Source organism: Streptomyces violaceoruber (genome assembly GCF_033406955.1).
GTDB lineage: Bacteria > Actinomycetota > Actinomycetes > Streptomycetales > Streptomycetaceae > Streptomyces > Streptomyces violaceoruber.
This window is the reverse complement of sequence record NZ_CP137734.1, coordinates 3,868,825-3,885,294: the sequence shown is the minus strand read 5'-3', so window position 1 is coordinate 3,885,294 and position 16,470 is coordinate 3,868,825. Positions and strand designations below refer to the sequence as shown.

The following is a 16,470-nucleotide window of genomic DNA, read 5'->3' as shown; positions in this document are numbered from 1 at the left end:
ATCGGTACGCGAAATTTCCGTGAAGGAATGCGCGGACGGCCAGGAAATTGATCACCGGGGGACGGCCGGGGGGCGTGTCGTGATCAATTCCGGATTCGTCCGGAACCCTGCAGCGGCCTCCGAACGGAGTAGCGGAAGTCGCACACGCGGAACCGGACATATCGGGATCTTCGGGCGGGTGGCGAGGGCTCCGGATGTGTGTGACGTGCGTGTTTCGACCGGCCTGGACAGCGGCTCCGACCTGCGAATACTTTCTTCCGCTCGCTCGGCGCAGCACGTTCCTGTTGCTGTTGTCAAGCCCCGAGATATGCCCTGACCTGCGAAAACGCCATTCAGAAGACGCCGTTTCCGTGTTACTCTGGATAGCCACGGAAGGGGTACCTGTCACATGACGTTCAAGGTTGGCGACACCGTGGTCTATCCCCATCACGGGGCCGCGCTGATCGAGGCTATCGAAACTCGCCAGATCAAAGGCGTGGACAAGACCTACTTGGTGCTGAAGGTCGCCCAGGGCGACCTGACGGTACGTGTGCCAGCGGACAATGCGGAGTTCGTCGGCGTGCGTGATGTGGTCGGTCAGGACGGGCTGGACCGGGTCTTCGAAGTACTGCGCGCGCCGTACGCCGAAGAGCCCACGAACTGGTCGCGTCGTTACAAGGCAAATCTGGAGAAGCTCGCCTCCGGCGACGTCATCAAGGTCGCGGAAGTCGTGCGCGACCTGTGGCGCCGCGAGCGCGAGCGCGGACTCTCCGCAGGTGAGAAGCGCATGCTCGCCAAGGCCCGCCAGATCCTGGTGAGCGAGCTGGCTCTCGCGGAGAACACCAACGAGGACAAGGCGGAGGCCCTGCTCGACGAGGTGCTCGCCTCCTGATCCGACTGGATCCGGGGCGAGGCGCAGACCGTCACCCACTCGGTTCAGCGCACTGAAATGCCGCGGTGCCCGATGACATCCTTGCTGTCGCCGGGCGCTGCGGCATGTTCGTACCCGGACACGGTTTCCGGCATCCGGACGTCCGGATGTTGATGATCCTCGTACGCTCGTCCCGGGAGGTTTCCCCGGGTCCTGGCGTGCCGGGCCCGGGCTGCTGGCTCGACCAGGGTCACGGAAGGGTCCGGTCAAGGCATCGCGCCCGGCACGGTGAGGCCATACCCAACTAGGTCGAGCACACAAACCTGACAGGAACCGATGTCTGACGAATCGCGTCCCTCACCCGCCGAGACGCCTGCGACGACGTCCGCGGAGACATCCGCGGAGACGTCCGCCGCGGGCCGTTCGCCCGCCAGGACCGCCGCCGTGATTCCGGCGGCGGGCCGGGGAGTGCGGCTCGGTCCGGGCGCCCCCAAGGCCCTGCGCGCGCTGGGCGGCACGCCGATGCTCATCCACGCGGTCCGGGCGATGGCCGCCTCCCGCGCGGTCTCCCTCGTCGTGGTCGTCGCCCCGCCCGACGGCGCGGGCGAGGTCAAGAGCCTCCTCGACGCGCACGCGCTGCCCGAGAGGACGGACTTCGTCGTGGTGCCCGGCGGCGAGACCCGGCAGGAGTCGGTACGGCTCGGCCTGGACGCGCTGCCGCCCGAGTACGGCATCGTCCTCGTGCACGACGCGGCCCGGCCGCTGGTGCCGGTGGACACGGTGGACGCGGTGATCGACGCCGTACGGGAGGGGGCGCCCGCGGTGGTGCCGGCGGTGCCGCTCGCCGACACCGTCAAGCAGGTCGAGCCCGCGGCGGCGCCGGGCGAGCCGGAGCCGGTGGTGGCCACGCCCGAGCGGGCGCGGCTGCGCGCGGTGCAGACCCCGCAGGGTTTCGACCGCGCGACGCTGGTGCGGGCCCACGGGACGGTGACCGACGACGTCACCGACGACGCGAGCATGGTCGAGCAGCTGGGTCTCGCGGTGGTGGTGGTGCCGGGGCACGAGGAGGCGTTCAAGGTGACGCGCCCGCTCGACCTGGTGCTCGCGGAGGCGGTACTGGCGCGCAGGAGGCTGAACGATGGGTTCTGAGAGTTCCGGTACGGCAGAGCTGCCGCCGCTGCCGCAGGTCGGGATCGGTACGGACATCCACGCCTTCGAGGACGGGCGTGAGCTGTGGTGCGCCGGGCTGAAGTGGGAGGGCGAGGGGACCGGGCTCGCCGGGCACTCCGACGCGGACGTCGTCGCGCACGCGGCGTGCAACGCGCTGTTCTCCGCGGCGGGGGCCGGGGACCTGGGGCAGCACTTCGGCACCGGGCGGCCGGAGTGGTCCGGGGCGTCCGGAGTGACGCTGCTGACGGAGGCGGCGCGGATCGTACGGGCGCGCGGGTTCCGGATCGGGAACGTCGCGGTGCAGGTGGTCGGGGCGCGGCCGAAGATCGGAAAGCGGCGGGACGAGGCGGAGGCGGTGCTCTCCGCGGCGGTGGGGGCGCCGGTGTCCGTGTCGGGGGCGACGACGGACGGGCTGGGGTTCCCGGGGCGGGGGGAGGGGCTGATGGCGGTGGCCACGGCGTTGGTCGTGCGGGGGGCTTGAGCGCGGTGGCTTGAGCGCGGTGGCTTGAGCGCGGTGGCTTGAGCGCGGGGGCGGGTACCCCGCGTCGCCCTGCCGTGCGGGGCTCCGCCCCGCACCCCGCCAGGGGCTCCGCCCCTGGACCCCGGCCTATGCCCACCCACCACCCGACTCGCGGGGACAAGAAGCGGGCCAGACGCCCCGGTGTGCCGACTCGCGGGGACAAGAAGCGGGCCCCGCGCCTCGGAGTGCCGGCTCGCGGGGACAAGAAGCGGGCCCCGCGCCTCGGTGTGCCGGCTCGCGGGGACAAGAAGCGGGCCCCGCGCCTCGGTGTGCCGGCTCGCGGGGACAAGAAGCGGGCCCCGCGCCTCGGTGTGCCGGCTCGCGGGGACACGAAGCGGGCCCCGCGCCTCGGAGTGCCGGCTCGCGGGGGTGTGGCTCGGTCCGGCAACGACGGCGCACGTGTGCCCCTGGCACTGCTCGGCGCCTACTACCCTGGACACGTGACTATTCGCCTGTACGACACCAGCGCCCGGCAGATCCGTGACTTCGCCCCCCTCACGCCGGGCTGCGTCTCGATCTACCTGTGCGGTGCCACCGTGCAGGCCGCCCCGCACATCGGGCACATCCGGTCGGGGCTGAACTTCGACATCATGCGCCGCTGGTTCGCGTACCGCGGCTACGACGTCACCTTCGTCCGCAACGTCACCGACATCGACGACAAGATCATCAGGAAGGCGGCCGAGCAGAACCGCCCCTGGTGGTCCATCGGTTACGAGAACGAGCGGGCGTTCAACGACGCCTACGCCGCCCTCGGCTGCCTGCCGCCGACGTACGAGCCCCGCGCGACCGGCCACATCACCGAGATGGTCGAGATGATGCGCGGTCTCATCGAGCGCGGCCACGCCTACGAGGCCGACGGCAACGTCTACTTCGACGTGCGGTCCCTGCCGGGCTACCTGTCGCTGTCCAACCAGGACCTCGACGAGCTGCGCCAGCCCTCCGAGGACGGCGAGACCGGCAAGCGGGACCTGCGCGACTTCGCCATGTGGAAGGCGGCCAAGCCCGGGGAGCCCAGCTGGGAGACGCCGTGGGGCCGGGGGCGGCCCGGCTGGCACCTGGAGTGCTCCGCGATGGCGCACAAGTACCTGGGTGAGGAGTTCGACATCCACGGGGGCGGGATCGACCTGATCTTCCCGCACCACGAGAACGAGATCGCCCAGGCCAAGGGGTTCGGCGACGCCTTCGCCCGCTACTGGGTGCACAACGCCTGGGTCACCATGAGCGGCGAGAAGATGTCCAAGTCGCTCGGCAACAGCGTGCTCGTGAGCGAGATGGTGAAGAAGTGGCCCCCGGTCGTGCTGCGGTACTACCTCGGCACCCCGCACTACCGCTCCACCATCGAGTACAGCGAGGAGTCCCTGCGCGAGGCCGAGTCCGCGTACGGGCGGATCGAGGGCTTCGTGCAGCGCGTCACCGAGCTGGCCGGCCATGCCGTCGAGCCGGCCGCCGAGGTGCCGCCCGCCTTCGCCGAGGCGATGGACGACGACCTGGGCGTCCCGCAGGCGCTGGCGATCGTGCACACCACCGTCCGGCAGGGCAACAGCGCGCTGGCCGCCGACGACAAGGACGCCGCCGTCGCCCGGCTCGCCGAGGTGCGGGCCATGCTCGGCGTGCTGGGGCTCGACCCGCTGGACGCGCAGTGGGCCGGGGAGCAGGCGCAGGGCGAGGACCTGCGGCACGTCGTCGACAGCCTCGTACGGCTCGTGCTCGACCAGCGCGAGGGCGCGCGGGCGCGGAAGGACTGGGCCACGGCCGACGCCATCCGCGACCGGCTCGGGCAGTCCGGACTGGTCATCGAGGACAGCCCGCAGGGGCCCCGCTGGAGCCTCGGCTCCCGCTGACCCGGGCCCGGAATCGTAGATCACGCAGTAGATCGATTGTGCCGCCCGGCCCTCCGGGCGGCACACTGCATAAGACGCACCACCACGCCAAGCACCACGCACACTCCCGTAGAGAGCGGAGACAGGTAACTCATGGCCGCGAACAACCGCCGCATGTCCGGCAAGAAGGGCGCGCAGGTCGGCAGCGGCGGCAAGCGACGCCGGGGCCTGGAAGGCAAGGGGCCGACGCCCCCCGCCGAGATGCGCAAGGGGCACGCCAAGCAGCGCGCCGCCAACGCCAAGGCGCGCCGCACCACCGGCGGCCGCCCGCAGCAGCGGCGCGGCGGCGGGCGTTCGACGTCCGAGCTGGTCGTCGGCCGCAACCCGGTCTACGAGGCGCTGCGCGAGGGCGTGCCCGCCTCCACGCTCTACGTCCAGCAGTTCATCGACAACGACGAGCGGGTGCGCGAGGCCCTCCAGCTCGCCGCCGAGCGCGGTGGCATCAACCTCATGGAGGCGCCGCGTCCCGAGCTGGACCGCATGACCAACGGGCTCAACCACCAGGGGCTCGTCCTCCAGGTCCCGCCGTACGAGTACGCGCACCCCGAGGACCTGGTCGCCGCCGCCCACGACGAGGGCACCGACCCGCTGATCGTCGCCCTCGACGGCGTGACCGACCCGCGCAACCTGGGCGCCGTCGTCCGCTCCGTCTCCGCCTTCGGCGGCCACGGCGTCGTCGTGCCCGAGCGGCGCGCGGCCGGCATGACGGCGGGCGCCTGGAAGACGTCCGCCGGTACGGCCGCCCGTACGCCGGTGGCCCGCGCCACCAACCTCACCCGGGCGCTGGAGCAGTACCAGAAGGCCGGCATCACGGTCGTCGGCCTCGCCGCCGACGGCGAGGCCGAACTCGGCGACCTGGCGGCCCTGGACGGTCCCGTGGTCATCGTCGTGGGCAGCGAGGGCAAGGGACTGTCGCGGCTCGTCGGCGAGACGTGCGACTTCCGCGTGCGCATTCCGATGCCGGGCGGGGCCGAGTCCCTCAACGCGGGTGTGGCGGCCGGGATCGTGCTGTACGAGGCGGCGCGTCGGCGCTCCTGAACAAGCGTTCGCCGTATAGCCCAAACGGGGTGTTCGAGGCTGTCCGGACATGCTTGACGCGGTCCGGACAGATCGGGCCGGTCAAGGCAGTGTCCTAACGACACATCACTCGGTTAGATGAGTGTGGACACCAGAACACCCCGCACACCCACGGGGGACCGCTCGTCGGGATACGACGACGCTCCCGCGCTGAGCATGGTGAAGGTGCCGAGCGATCCGGCCCAGGTCATCGTCAACCACGCGAGCTTCCGCGTGCAGTTCGGTGCCTCCGCCCGGCGGACCCAGTCCCCGCGGATCGCGCGGCACCTGAGCGCCACCCAGGACCCCGCCCGCATGCCCGGCGCCCCGGGCCGTCGCCGCGCCGTCGTGTGGAGCGGGCGGTCCGACCCGGACGACACCGGCGCGCACCGGCTGCTCCAGGCGGTGCGGGCGGGAGCCGGTCAGTACGCCGAGGACCCGGCCGCCGACCACGCGGGCGACGCCGGAGCCACGCAGGTCATCCCGCGGGTCGACCTCGACGGCGGCCCCCTGGACTACGACGACGGCCCCGCCACCCAGACGCTGGAGACCCCGCTCGTCGGCGCCCAGCGCGGCCCCGTGCCCGACGGCACCCGGCTGCTGCCCGCCATGCGCACCGTCGGCAGCGCGTACGACGAGCCGGCCTACGACGACTCCGCCTACGGCACGCAGGAGTTCGGCACCGGCTACGGCTCCGACGACTACGGCTCCGACGGCTACGGCGAGGACACGGACCCGGGCGAGCCCCGCAGCAGGCGCCGCACCGACGACCCGGCGCGGCACGCCTACTTCCCCGGCCGCCGCATGAACCTCGGCGTCGTCCTGCTTCCGCTGCGCGTCTTCCTCGGCTTCATCTCCATCTACGCCGGCATGGGCAAGCTCTGCGACCCCGTCTACTTCGACGGCGGCGAACGCGGCTCGATGGTCAAGTGGCTCAACACCCTGCACCCCTGGGACGTCGCGGAGCCGCTGCGCCAGTTCGCCCTCGCCCACCCGGTGGGCGCCGGGCTGGTCATCGCCTTCCTCCAGGTGCTGGTGGGCGTCCTGACCGTCCTCGGCTGCTGGCAGCGGGTGGCCGCCGTGATCGGCGCCGGCCTGTCCGCCGCGCTCCTGGTCACCGTCAGCTGGAAGAGCGTCCCGGTCTACGACGCGCCCGACATCATCTACCTCGCCGCCTGGTCCCCGCTGATCATCGCCGGGGCGCCCGTCTACTCCGTGGACGGCAGGCTCGCGGGCAGCGCCTGGCGCCGGCTCGGCCCCCGCTCCGACATCTGGGACCTGCGCCGCTACGTCCTGCGCCGCGGTGCGCTCATCACCTTCCTCGTCGCCGGTGTCACCCTCCTCGTCGGCTCCGTCCTCGGCGGTGCCGTCCGGGACGCCGACCGCGTGGTCGTCCCCGGGCCCGGCGAGTCCCCGCGCAACGAACTGCCCGGCTCCCCGCTCCCGCAGGAGCCCGGCACCCGCGAGCCGAAGGCCTCCTCTCCGGAGGCCTCCGCCTCACCCACCCAGGGCGCCACCAGCGGGGCGTCCACGCCCTCCGGGGACTCCGCGACCACCCCGGGAGCGACCCGCGACAGCAGCGGCACCGCCACCGGCGGCGGTACGCCGAGCCAGACCCAGGGCACCACGGGTCAGGCCCCGCCCCGCCAGTCCTCCCCGGTCGGCCAGGCCCCGAGCACCACGGCCGGACCGACCGCGGGCGGCACCTCGACCGGCGGCGGCAGCGGCGGCTCCACCGGCTCCACCGGAAGCGGTGACGGCGGCGGCTCCTCCACCACCGGAGAGCCCGGCAGCCGCCTCGTGGGCGGCCTCCTGGGCTAGCCGCAGCGCGCGCTCCGCGCCGTACGACAGCGGGGCCCCGCACGGGATGTGCGGGGCCCCGCCGTCGTACGGCATGGGTCCGGGGCGGTCAGCGGCCGGACAGGGCCGCCAGCTCCCGGGCCGCTTCCGTCAGGTCCTTCGCGGTGTCGATCGCCCGCCAGTAGGAGCCCTGCGGGATCGGGAAGCCGGCCAGCCGGTGTTCACGGGCCAGCCGGGGGAAGGTGGTGCGCTCGTGGTCGCCGCGCTCCGGGAGCATCGCGGCGAACTCGGGGGAGAAGACGTAGACGCCCGCGTTGATCTCGAAGGTCGACGGCGGTGCCTCGATGAAGTCGGTGATGTGCCCGAAGCCGTCCGTCTGCACGGCGCCCCACGGCAGCCGCGGGCGGGCCAGGGCGAGGGTCGCGACGGCGTCCCGCTCGGCGTGGAAGTCGGCCATGTCGCGCAGCGAGAACCGGGTCCAGATGTCGCCGTTGGTGGCGTACCAGGACCGGTCCGGGTGCGGGAGGTGGGCGGCGGCGTACCGGAGGCCGCCGCCTCGGCCCAGCGGCTCGGTCTCCACGACGGTGGTGACGGAGAGCGGCAGATCGGCGCTCTCCAGCCACTTCTGGAGCACCTCGGCCAGATGACCGCAGGAGACGACGACGTCGGTGACGCCCTCCTCGGCGAGCCAGGCGAGCTGATGGCCGATGATCGGGGTCCCGGTGCCCGGGATCTCGACCATCGGCTTGGGCCGGTCGTCGGTGTAGGGGCGCAGCCGGGAACCCTGCCCGCCGGCCAGGACGACGGCTTGAACGGGGCGGCGGGACGCGGCGTTCGGATCGGTCATGCCCGAACTGTACGCGGCGCCCCAGCCGCCTCCGGAGGGTCCTAGCCGTGCGCGGCCAGGACGCCCGAGGCGAAGGCGGTGTCGCAGACGGGACGGGCGTACGACTGGGCGCGCGTCGGGCCGTAGACCTTCACCGCGGCGCGGCCGAGGGCGCGGGCGATGGTCGCGCAGTGGTCGGCCAGCGACGGGCGCTCGTTCACCGCCTGCTGGAGGTGGGTCAGCGCGACGCCCGGGTCCTCCTCCTGCAACTCGGTCAGCAGCCGGTCGCGCAGCACCTCGTGCGGGGCGCGGGCGGAGGAGGCCTTGGGCGAGGTGGCCTCCGACGCGGCGAGCACCGAGTCCGAGGGATCCCCGGACCAGTTGACGCGGGTGACCGCGAGAGTCCCGGAGAGCACCAGGACGACGGGCAGGACGAAGGCGAGAGAGCGGCCGATCCGGCGGGCGGGGCCCCGGCCGCGTCGCGTCTGTCGGGTGGTGGAGTGCTTCACGGAGTGCTTCACGCGAGTGAGGGTAGCGCCCGGTAATGATTTGGCGACATTTAGTCACCCTAACGGGGGATGAAGAGCGGCCGAGAACGGGATAGGAGATTGACGAACATCGGTCGAAACGTCCGTTGTGCCGGGGTATTTGTCGACAACGAAAAGAGCCCCGCAGCAGGCCGCGGGGCTCTTTTCGTCAACGCGGGTGAAATCACCCGGTCGCGTGGTTTCTCAGTCGGTGAGGCGCTCGCCCGTGGAGGACGAGAACACGTGGATCTCGCCCGGACGCGGCACGACGTGGACGGTCGCGCCCTTCTCCGGCACCGCGCGGCTGCTGACGCGGACCACGAGGTCCTTCGTCTCGCCGCCGACCTCGACCGTGCCGTAGATGTAGCCGTCGGCGCCGGTCTCCTCCACGACGTTCACCGAGACCGCGAGGCCGGCCGGGGCGTCCGCCGAGTCCTTCGACAGGGTCTTGGCCGCGCCGCCGTTCAGCTCCACGACGTCGAAGTGCTCCGGGCGGACACCGACGGTGACCGTGCGGTCGCCCTTGTCGGAGGCGGCCTTCAGGGCGTCGCGGTTGACCGGGACGACGCTGTTGCCGAACTTCACGCCGCCGTCGGTGATCGGGACCTCGACCAGGTTCATGGCCGGGGAGCCGATGAAGCCGGCGACGAAGAGGTTCGCGGGCTTGTCGTACATGTTCCGCGGGGAGTCGACCTGCTGGAGCAGACCGTCCTTGAGGACCGCCACGCGGTCGCCCATCGTCATGGCCTCGACCTGGTCGTGGGTGACGTAGACGGTGGTGATGCCCAGGCGGCGCTGGAGCGAGGCGATCTGCGTACGGGTGGAGACGCGGAGCTTGGCGTCCAGGTTGGACAGCGGCTCGTCCATGAGGAACACCTGCGGCTCACGCACGATCGCGCGGCCCATCGCCACACGCTGGCGCTGACCGCCGGAGAGCGCCTTCGGCTTGCGGTCCAGGTACTCGGTGAGGTCGAGGATCTTCGCGGCCTCCTCGACCTTCTGCCGGATCTCCGCCTTGTTGACGCCGGCGATCTTCAGGGCGAAGCCCATGTTGTCGGCGACCGACATGTGCGGGTACAGCGCGTAGTTCTGGAACACCATGGCGATGTCCCGGTCCTTCGGCGGCAGGTGCGTCACGTCGCGGTCACCGATGCGGATGGCGCCGCCGTTCACGTCCTCGAGCCCGGCGAGCATCCGGAGCGAGGTGGACTTGCCACAACCGGACGGGCCGACCAGGACGAGGAACTCGCCGTCCGCGATGTCGATGTCGAGACCGTCGACGGCGGGCTTCGTGGAACCCGGGTACACACGGGTCGCCTTGTCGAACGTAACAGTGGCCATGGTGAAAGGGCCCCCTTCTACCGGCAGGAACGTGCCGGACGATCCGTTGTAGGAAGGTGGTGGTGTAGTCCACACGGGTGAAGCTGAGCAGGACGGTACCCGGCGTTCACCTGATCTGTCAGTAGCTGGGAGTCTGTGAATTCCGCCGAAATTTTCGCATCACATCGTTCACCGGCTCTGTGTACAGTGGAGCAGCCTGCGCGCGCCCGACGCGCGCGTGCCTCCTTAGCTCAGCTGGTCAGAGCGCCGCTCTTGTAAAGCGAAGGTCGTCGGTTCGAATCCGACAGGGGGCTCCGAAGCCGGCCCGCCGACGCCCCCGCGATCCTGGATCGCGGGGGCGTCGGCGTTGGTCCGGGGCGCTACTTGCCCTCCGGCAGGGGTTCGGCCTCGCAGACCGTGCCGGGCTTCGGGAGGGTGCCGTTCAGCAGGTAGGCGTCGACGGCGTTCCGGACGCAGGTGTTGCCGCTGTCGTAGGCGCCGTGGCCCTCGCCCTCGTACGTCAGCTCGACGCCCACCTTCTCGCCGAGGCGCCGCGCCATGCGGGCGGCGCCCTCGTAGGGGGTGGCGGGGTCGCCGGTGTTGCCGACGAGGAGGACCGGGGGCGCGCCCGGGGCGCTGACCTCGGGGTGCCGGGCCGCTCCGGGGACCGGCCAGCCGTCGCAGGACAGGGTGCTCCAGGCGAGGCCGGGGCCGAAGAGCGGGGAGGCCTCGATGAAGTCCGGCAGGCGGGACAGGACGTCCGCGACCGTGTAGCGGCTGCTGGAGTCGGCGCAGGTGATGGCCCGGAAGGCGTCGTCCTCGTTGCTTTCCTCGTCGGTCGTGCCGTCGTCCGTGCCGCCACCGGTGCCGTGCTGGCCGAGGGCTTCGGCGAGGTCGTGCAGGACGTCGCCGTCGTCGTCGTCGGCGGCTTCCAGACCGACCCGGAGCGCGGGCCAGTAGTCCTGCCGGTAGAGGGCGCCGGTGACGGCCGCGACGAGGGCGTCGCCGTCGAGTTCGCCGTCGTCCGGGGTGGACAGGGGGGTGTCGTCCAGGGCCGCTTCCAGGCCGACGACGAGGTCCACGATGTCCTCGGCGTCCTCGCCCAGTGTGCAGCCCTGCCGGGCGCACCAGGCGGCGAAGTGCTCGAAGGCGAGCTGGAAGCCGCCGGCCTGGGCGAGGGCTTCCTCCATCGTGTCCTGGGTCGGGTCGACGACACCGTCGAGTACGGCGCGGCCGACGTGCTCCGGGAACAAGTGCGCGTAGACGCCGCCGAGTTCGGTGCCGTAGGAGATGCCGAGGTAGTGCAGCTTCTCGTCGCCGAGGGCCTGGCGCATCAGGTCCATGTCCCGGGCGGCCTGGGTGGTGCCGACGTAGGGGAGGGTGTCGCCGGAGTTCTTCTCGCAGGCGGCCGCGGTCTCCCGGTTGAAGCGGACGAGCGCGTCGGTCTCGTCGCCCCCGTCGTCGGGGATGCCGTCGATCTCGTCCTCGTCGGGGAGGCCGGCGTCCGGGCAGCGCACGCCGCCGCTGTTGCCGACGCCGCGCGGGTCGAAGCTGACGAGGTCGTAGCGGGTGCGGAGTTTCTCGTAGTCGGCGGCCAGGCCCGGAAGGGTGGCGACGCCGGAGCCGCCGGGGCCGCCGAAGTTGAAGAGCAGGGAGCCGATCCGGTCGTCCGGGGTGCCGCTGGTGCGGGCCCGCACGAGTGCGAGGTCCATGGTCTCGCCGGAGGGGTTCTTCCAGTCCAACGGCGTGCGCAGGGTGGCGCATTGCCACGGGGTGCCGTCGGGGAGCGCGCCGGGGGCTTCGCCGCCGCCCTGGATCGGGGCCGGGGCGGGGCAGTCCCGCCAGTGCGGGGACTGGGCGCGGAGGTCGTTCAGGGCCTGTGCGTCGCTGGTGGTGCCGCCGGTGTCGCCCTGCCGGTCGCCGTCCCGGTCCGTGGGCGCGCAGGCCGTCAGGGAAGAGGCGAGCAGGGTGGCCGTGGACAGCAGGACGGCGGTGGATATCGCTCGTGCTGGGGGCATGGCCTCAGCCTCCGGTGGCCCGGAGGGGGGCGCATGGTGTGGCGTCCGTTCGGGTGGGGCGCGGCCGCTTCCGGGTTCGCGCGGGGCCCCGCCGACGGCGGCAGGGCCCCGGCCCGGGTCAGGAGGAGCGGTTGGCGCTGGACGGGCCGAAGAACTCGATCTCGGAGATGGCCACCTGCTTCTTGGCGGACGCCGCGTGGGCGGACTCGATGGTGAAGCGGACCTTGGTGACCTCGCCGACGCGGAACGGACGTCGCTGGCCGCCGGCGCCCTGGTCCAGGGTGAGGTCGCGGGTCTTGACCGACCCGTCCTTCATGGTGATCGTCGCCTTGACGCGGTGCGGCAGGGCCGACTCCCGCAGCTTGTCGGCGCGGGTGGAGACGCCGGGGGTGATGATCACGTCGAGCAGCCGGGTCGGCTCGGTGAAGCTCGCCTCGACCCACTGGCCCTGGCCGGACTCCGTGATGCCCGGCCCCCACCAGGTGTTGCTGAGCTTGTCGATGAGGAGCTCGGGATTGTGGCCGGGGAAGGAGCGCGAGGCCTTGATGCCGTCCGGGGAGACGGGGGCGCGCTTGGCGAAGTGGTCGCGGGTGTTCTGGACGCCGTCGGGGATGTACATGAAGCCGAGGACGGCCAGGGTGGCCACGACGGCGACGGTGATCCAGGTGCCGATGCGGTCGAAGACGCGGCGCAGGCGGGGACGGTCGCCGGCCCACGGGGTCTCCTGACGCCGTCCGCCGAAGAGCCGCCGCCACCAGGGGGCCCGCAGGGAGGCCTGGTCGCCGCTCGCGACCAGGGGCATGGCGCAGCGGGCGCAGTAGTGGCGGTCGGGGCGGTTGGGGGTGGAGCACCACGGGCAGGGCGGGCCGTTGGCGATGTCCGGCTGGTGGCCGGGGGCGCGGACCTGCGGCCGGTCCGCGTCGGGGCGGCCGGGCAGGACGGGGGCGACGGCGGGGGGCGCCGCCGGGGCGGGTGCCTCGGGGTCGGCGACGGGGACGAGCAGCGAGCGGGCCCGGTCGGACATGGTGTCGGTGAGCGCGTTCGGGGCGGGCGCGGAGGCGGCGGCGGACGGCACCGGGGCGGTGGGGGCGGTCTCGTCGGTGCCGGGCGCCGGGCGGGCGGCGGCTCCCGGAGCGGCGTCCGGGTCCGCGGCGGCTCCCGCGCCGGGGGCGGCGCCCGGGGTGTTCCCGGTGCCGGGTGTGTCCCCGGTGGTGGCCGCGGCGTCTCCGGCCGGGCTGTCCGCGTCGCCGGCCGTACGGCGCTGCTGGGGCAGCGTCGGGTTCTCCCCGATGGCGCCGGCCGGTTCGTCGGCGGGTGCCGTGGCCGGGCGGCCGGTGCGGGCGGGGGGCACGCCCGCGCCCGCGAAGGCGTCGAAGCCGGGGCGCTGGTCGGACGTGGCGGCGGCGGGCCGCGCGGTGCGGGCGGCACCGGCCTGGTCCCAGCTGAGCACGGCGCCGCACGCGTCGCAGAAGGACTGGCCCGGTTCCGCGGGGGTTCCGCACTCGGCGCAGTTCTGCGTGGTCATCTCTCCGGGGTCCTTTCGGAGGCGGTCACTTCGACCGTGTAGGGCATGTGGGCGGGGCGGGCGGCGGCGACGAGGGCGTCCAGCCGGTGGACGTCGACGGGCCTGGGTTCGGGCAGCCGGAGCGCGACGTGCAGCTGCGGGCGGGGACGGCCGGGGAACGGGCCGAGCGGCCGGGCGTTCCAGGTGGCGCCGCCGCTCTCGGTGATCTCCGGCGCGACACCGAAGGCGAGCCGGACGGTTTCGGACAGGCCCTGGAGCGTGCCGCGTACGCGGTGCAGCCGGGCGGCGGCGGCGACGGCGGCGCGCAGCATCGGTTCGGCCTCGGTGCCGTCGGTCTCCGCGCCGACCCAGGTGCCGAGCCACTGCGCGAAGTCCGCCGGGGTGAGGGCGGGGTCGAAGTAGGTGTCCAGGCAGTCCAGGACGTTCAGGATGGGTGCGAGGACGTCGTCGAGCCCGGCGACGAAGCGCAGCGCGAGGTCGTCGTCGGCGAAGACGGCCGGCAGCATCGACGCGATGGGCAGCGACGAGCCGAGTCCGTCGACGGAGCCCCGTTGTGAGGCGGGCTTCACGCGCTGTCCCCGATCACGCGGACCCGGTGGTCGTAGGAGAAGACCAGGGCGGGTGCGTCGAGGTCGATGCGGTTGGTGGGGTCGCCGCGCTTTCCGGTGAGCGGGTCGGCCGGGTGCAGGACGACCTCGTCGACGAGTTCGACGCCGGGGACGCGCTGGAGGACGGCGAAGAGCTCACCGGTCTGCACGGGGCGTCCGAAGGGCCAGCCCTTGCCGTCGGAGCCGCCGGTGAGCGGGTCGAGGTGGCGGTAGAGGGCGTCGTGGGTCTGCCGGCGCACCCGGTCGGCGTCGACGTCGCGGAAGGCGTGCACGGTGGCGACGACGGTGACGCCCTGGTAGTAGGGCGGGCCGACGGCGAGCCGGGTGCCGATCAGGCGGCGTTCGTCGAGGTGGCGGGTGATGCGGTTCAGGAGGGCGTCGCCGGGGACGAGTTGCTCGAAGCGGAGGCGTCCGCCGGGGTCCGGGACGGCCTGGGGGACGACGAGGACGCGGACGGCGTGGGCGCCGTACTCGTTCTCCGCGCCCTCCAGGCAGGTGATGCGGGCGGTCTCGGGGGCGGCCCGGCGGGCGAGTTCCTCGTAGTCGCGCAGCGTGACGGCGCGTTCCTGGGCGCGCAGGGTGATGGGGGCCCGCAGCTTGGCCTCCTCGATGGTCTCGCCGTCGACGCCGCCGAGGGCGGCCTCGCGGTTGACGACCTCGGAGACGTACGGGATGGAGGTGCGCAGCACCTGCACCGCGCCGCGGGCCACGTTGCCCGCCCGGCCCCCGCCGGTGCGGTAGCGGCGGGCACGGATGACGGCGCCCTTGGGCGGGACGGCTCCGTACTGGCGCAGGGTGCCGTCGGCCTCGCGGACGGCGGGGCCGAAGGCGATCTCGCCGGTGGTGGCGTCGACGGTGATGTGGTGGTCGTCCGGGTGGGAGCCGGAGAAGTGCGGGACGACCTGCCAGTCCTGCCAGCCGTCGTCGGCGGCGGTCTGGAGGAGGACGGACGGTTCGCCGGCGACGACGGGGGCGTGTTCGAGCCGCAGCCGCTGGCCGGGCAGGCCGGTGGACTCGCCGAGGGGCTCGTCGAGGACGGTTTCGGCGTGGATGGAGCCGGTGGTGCCGCCGATGGTGTAGGCCTCGGCGGAACGGATGGTCGGCGAGGTGGTGTAGAAGGGCTGGCCGCTCAGCGGTTCGGTGACCCGGCAGCGGATCCAGCCGGCTTCGTGGCCGCCGTTGCGGGAGAGCACGTGCCCGCCGGGTATGTGGAGCACGACGTCGCCGGGCCGGTTGAGACCACCGGTGCCGTCGCGGTCGACCTCGCAGGACTGCCAGCCGTCCTCGGTCCAGGCCTCCCAGACCAGCGGCGGCTGGCGCGGGTCGACACCGACGCCGTCGACGCGGCTGTCGAGTTCGAGCGCGAGCGCGCAGTCCGGGACGGCGGCGCTGAGGCCGATGAGCATGCAGTCGCCGGGATTGGGCGCCTCGGCGAAGCACAGCACGTCCTTGCTCTCGGCGAGGTCCGTGGTGCGGTCGCTGACGGCCTCGCCGCTGACCTGCGTCACCAGGCGGCCCATCGTGCACGGGACGATCCGCAGGTCCTGCTCGGTGGCGAACACGACGGCCTCGTCGCGTTCGGTGCGCAGGGTGGCGACCTCGGTGCCGACCGGGACGAGGATCGCGTCCTCCTGCGGCGCGGACAGCCAGAAGGTCACGTCCGTGCGCGCGGCCGACGGCGGGAACAGCGTGATGCCGACCAGGTCCAGGAAGGCGAGGTGGTTCTTGTCCGGGACCCGGTTGAGCCGGTAGACGATCTGGTCGGCCATGTGGGCCACCGTCTCGACGAGCGTGACACCGGGGTCCGAGACGTTGTGGTCGGTCCACTCCGGGGCGCGCTGCTGGATGTAGCGCTTGGCATCGTCGACGAACTGCTGGAAGCGGCGGTCGTCGAGGTTGGGAGAGGGCAGGGGCATCAGCGGTCGCTTTCGGGAGAGCCCGGGAGGCCGGCCGGCGCGTCGGGGAGGTCGGGCTCGTCGTGGGAGGGGATGACGTAGAACGGGAAGACGAGGCTGCGCGGGTTGTTGGTGCCGCGGATCGAGTAACGGACGTCGATGAAGAGGACGTTCTGTTCCTCGCCGGTGGTGACGTCGACGTCGTGGACCTCGATGCGTGGTTCCCAGCGGTCCAGGGTGACATACACCTCGTGCTGGATGCGGCCGGCCGTCTGCTCGTTGACGGGCGCGAAGACGAGGTCGTGGATGGCGCAGCCGAACTCCGGGCGCATCGGCCGCTCCCCGGGCGCGGTGGCGAGGATGAGCCGCATGGCCTCCTCCACCTCCTGCTCGCCGCTGACGAGGGCGATCCCGCCGGTCGGCCCGATGCGCAGGGGGAACGACCAGCCGGAGCCGACGAACTGTTCGGCCATCA

The 16,470-nt window shown here is 72.8% G+C and carries 14 protein-coding genes and 1 tRNA gene; 7 read left to right on the top strand and 8 right to left on the bottom strand.

Annotated features, from left to right (window positions below; all coding sequences use genetic code 11):
• The first annotated feature begins 388 nt into the window (after window positions 1-388).
• From R2E43_RS17230 to R2E43_RS17205, 6 genes are all read left to right on the top strand, one after another.
• Window positions 389-871 carry a CarD family transcriptional regulator gene (locus R2E43_RS17230; protein WP_003953493.1) on the top strand — a complete coding sequence of 161 codons (483 nt, stop codon included), beginning with the start codon at window positions 389-391 and terminating at the stop codon, window positions 869-871.
• Window positions 872-1,186: 315 nt separating this feature from the next.
• Window positions 1,187-1,999 carry a 2-C-methyl-D-erythritol 4-phosphate cytidylyltransferase gene (ispD, locus tag R2E43_RS17225; RefSeq protein WP_030868388.1) on the top strand — a complete coding sequence of 271 codons (813 nt, stop codon included), beginning with the start codon at window positions 1,187-1,189 and terminating at the stop codon, window positions 1,997-1,999.
• On the top strand, window positions 1,989-2,501 hold the full coding sequence (gene ispF, locus R2E43_RS17220) for a 2-C-methyl-D-erythritol 2,4-cyclodiphosphate synthase (protein WP_003974741.1): 513 nt from the start codon (window positions 1,989-1,991) through the stop codon (window positions 2,499-2,501). The genes ispD and ispF overlap by 11 nt, the downstream gene beginning before the upstream one ends.
• A gap of 479 nt (window positions 2,502-2,980) precedes the next feature.
• Window positions 2,981-4,381, top strand: coding sequence for a cysteine--tRNA ligase (gene cysS, locus R2E43_RS17215; protein ID WP_030868385.1), 1,401 nt, complete (start codon window positions 2,981-2,983; stop codon window positions 4,379-4,381).
• Window positions 4,382-4,513: 132 nt separating this feature from the next.
• Entirely contained in the window at window positions 4,514-5,458 is a 945-nt protein-coding gene (rlmB, locus tag R2E43_RS17210; protein WP_003974739.1) for a 23S rRNA (guanosine(2251)-2'-O)-methyltransferase RlmB, read from the top strand.
• 117 nt (window positions 5,459-5,575) lie between these two features.
• Window positions 5,576-7,297, top strand: a complete 1,722-nt coding sequence (locus tag R2E43_RS17205; RefSeq protein ID WP_189284241.1) for a DoxX family protein — start codon at window positions 5,576-5,578, stop codon at window positions 7,295-7,297.
• Between the two features lie 88 nt (window positions 7,298-7,385).
• Here R2E43_RS17205 and R2E43_RS17200 read toward each other — a convergent pair whose 3' ends face one another.
• The 3 genes from R2E43_RS17200 to msiK form a co-directional block, all read right to left on the bottom strand.
• Window positions 7,386-8,123 carry a nucleotidyltransferase family protein gene (locus tag R2E43_RS17200; RefSeq protein ID WP_003974737.1) on the bottom strand — a complete coding sequence of 246 codons (738 nt, stop codon included), beginning with the start codon at window positions 8,121-8,123 and terminating at the stop codon, window positions 7,386-7,388.
• Window positions 8,124-8,164: 41 nt separating this feature from the next.
• On the bottom strand, window positions 8,165-8,611 hold the full coding sequence (locus tag R2E43_RS17195) for a membrane protein (RefSeq protein ID WP_011029526.1): 447 nt from the start codon (window positions 8,609-8,611) through the stop codon (window positions 8,165-8,167).
• Between the two features lie 222 nt (window positions 8,612-8,833).
• Window positions 8,834-9,970 (bottom strand): diacetylchitobiose ABC transporter ATP-binding protein MsiK, encoded by a 1,137-nt coding sequence (gene msiK, locus R2E43_RS17190; RefSeq protein ID WP_011029527.1) that lies wholly within the window; start codon window positions 9,968-9,970, stop codon window positions 8,834-8,836.
• Between the two features lie 219 nt (window positions 9,971-10,189).
• Between msiK and R2E43_RS17185 the strand changes: the two genes are divergently transcribed.
• Window positions 10,190-10,263 (top strand) — tRNA-Thr (locus tag R2E43_RS17185).
• Window positions 10,264-10,329: 66 nt separating this feature from the next.
• Here R2E43_RS17185 and R2E43_RS17180 read toward each other — a convergent pair.
• The 5 genes from R2E43_RS17180 to R2E43_RS17160 form a co-directional block, all read right to left on the bottom strand.
• Window positions 10,330-11,967: an alpha/beta hydrolase gene (locus R2E43_RS17180; protein WP_332056334.1), complete on the bottom strand. Its 1,638-nt coding sequence runs from the start codon at window positions 11,965-11,967 to the stop codon at window positions 10,330-10,332.
• 118 nt (window positions 11,968-12,085) lie between these two features.
• Window positions 12,086-13,492, bottom strand: coding sequence for a zinc ribbon domain-containing protein (locus R2E43_RS17175; RefSeq protein WP_003974733.1), 1,407 nt, complete (start codon window positions 13,490-13,492; stop codon window positions 12,086-12,088).
• The gene (locus tag R2E43_RS17170) at window positions 13,489-13,998 is read right to left on the bottom strand and encodes a phage tail protein (protein WP_173668821.1); all 510 of its coding nucleotides are present in this window, start codon (window positions 13,996-13,998) and stop codon (window positions 13,489-13,491) included. The genes R2E43_RS17175 and R2E43_RS17170 overlap by 4 nt, the downstream gene beginning before the upstream one ends.
• A 59-nt stretch (window positions 13,999-14,057) precedes the next feature.
• Window positions 14,058-16,016, bottom strand: coding sequence for a putative baseplate assembly protein (locus R2E43_RS17165; protein ID WP_003974731.1), 1,959 nt, complete (start codon window positions 16,014-16,016; stop codon window positions 14,058-14,060).
• Window positions 16,016-16,468 carry a GPW/gp25 family protein gene (locus R2E43_RS17160; RefSeq protein WP_003974730.1) on the bottom strand — a complete coding sequence of 151 codons (453 nt, stop codon included), beginning with the start codon at window positions 16,466-16,468 and terminating at the stop codon, window positions 16,016-16,018. The genes R2E43_RS17165 and R2E43_RS17160 overlap by 1 nt, the downstream gene beginning before the upstream one ends.
• Window positions 16,469-16,470: the final 2 nt, after the last annotated feature.

What these genes read in the sequence shown, in the direction of transcription:
- R2E43_RS17230 (WP_003953493.1), top strand. Translation starts at nt 389, where the DNA reads ATGACGTTCAAGGTTGGCGACACCGTGGTCTATCCCCATCACGGGGCC.
- ispD (WP_030868388.1), top strand. Translation starts at nt 1,187, where the DNA reads ATGTCTGACGAATCGCGTCCCTCACCCGCCGAGACGCCTGCGACGACG.
- ispF (WP_003974741.1), top strand. Translation starts at nt 1,989, where the DNA reads ATGGGTTCTGAGAGTTCCGGTACGGCAGAGCTGCCGCCGCTGCCGCAG.
- rlmB (WP_003974739.1), top strand. Translation starts at nt 4,514, where the DNA reads ATGGCCGCGAACAACCGCCGCATGTCCGGCAAGAAGGGCGCGCAGGTC.
- R2E43_RS17205 (WP_189284241.1), top strand. Translation starts at nt 5,576, where the DNA reads ATGAGTGTGGACACCAGAACACCCCGCACACCCACGGGGGACCGCTCG.
- R2E43_RS17200 (WP_003974737.1), bottom strand. Translation starts at nt 8,123, where the DNA reads ATGACCGATCCGAACGCCGCGTCCCGCCGCCCCGTTCAAGCCGTCGTC.
- msiK (WP_011029527.1), bottom strand. Translation starts at nt 9,970, where the DNA reads ATGGCCACTGTTACGTTCGACAAGGCGACCCGTGTGTACCCGGGTTCC.
- R2E43_RS17180 (WP_332056334.1), bottom strand. Translation starts at nt 11,967, where the DNA reads ATGCCCCCAGCACGAGCGATATCCACCGCCGTCCTGCTGTCCACGGCC.
- R2E43_RS17175 (WP_003974733.1), bottom strand. Translation starts at nt 13,492, where the DNA reads ATGACCACGCAGAACTGCGCCGAGTGCGGAACCCCCGCGGAACCGGGC.
- R2E43_RS17170 (WP_173668821.1), bottom strand. Translation starts at nt 13,998, where the DNA reads ATGCTGCCGGCCGTCTTCGCCGACGACGACCTCGCGCTGCGCTTCGTC.
- R2E43_RS17165 (WP_003974731.1), bottom strand. Translation starts at nt 16,016, where the DNA reads ATGCCCCTGCCCTCTCCCAACCTCGACGACCGCCGCTTCCAGCAGTTC.
- R2E43_RS17160 (WP_003974730.1), bottom strand. Translation starts at nt 16,468, where the DNA reads ATGGCCGAACAGTTCGTCGGCTCCGGCTGGTCGTTCCCCCTGCGCATC.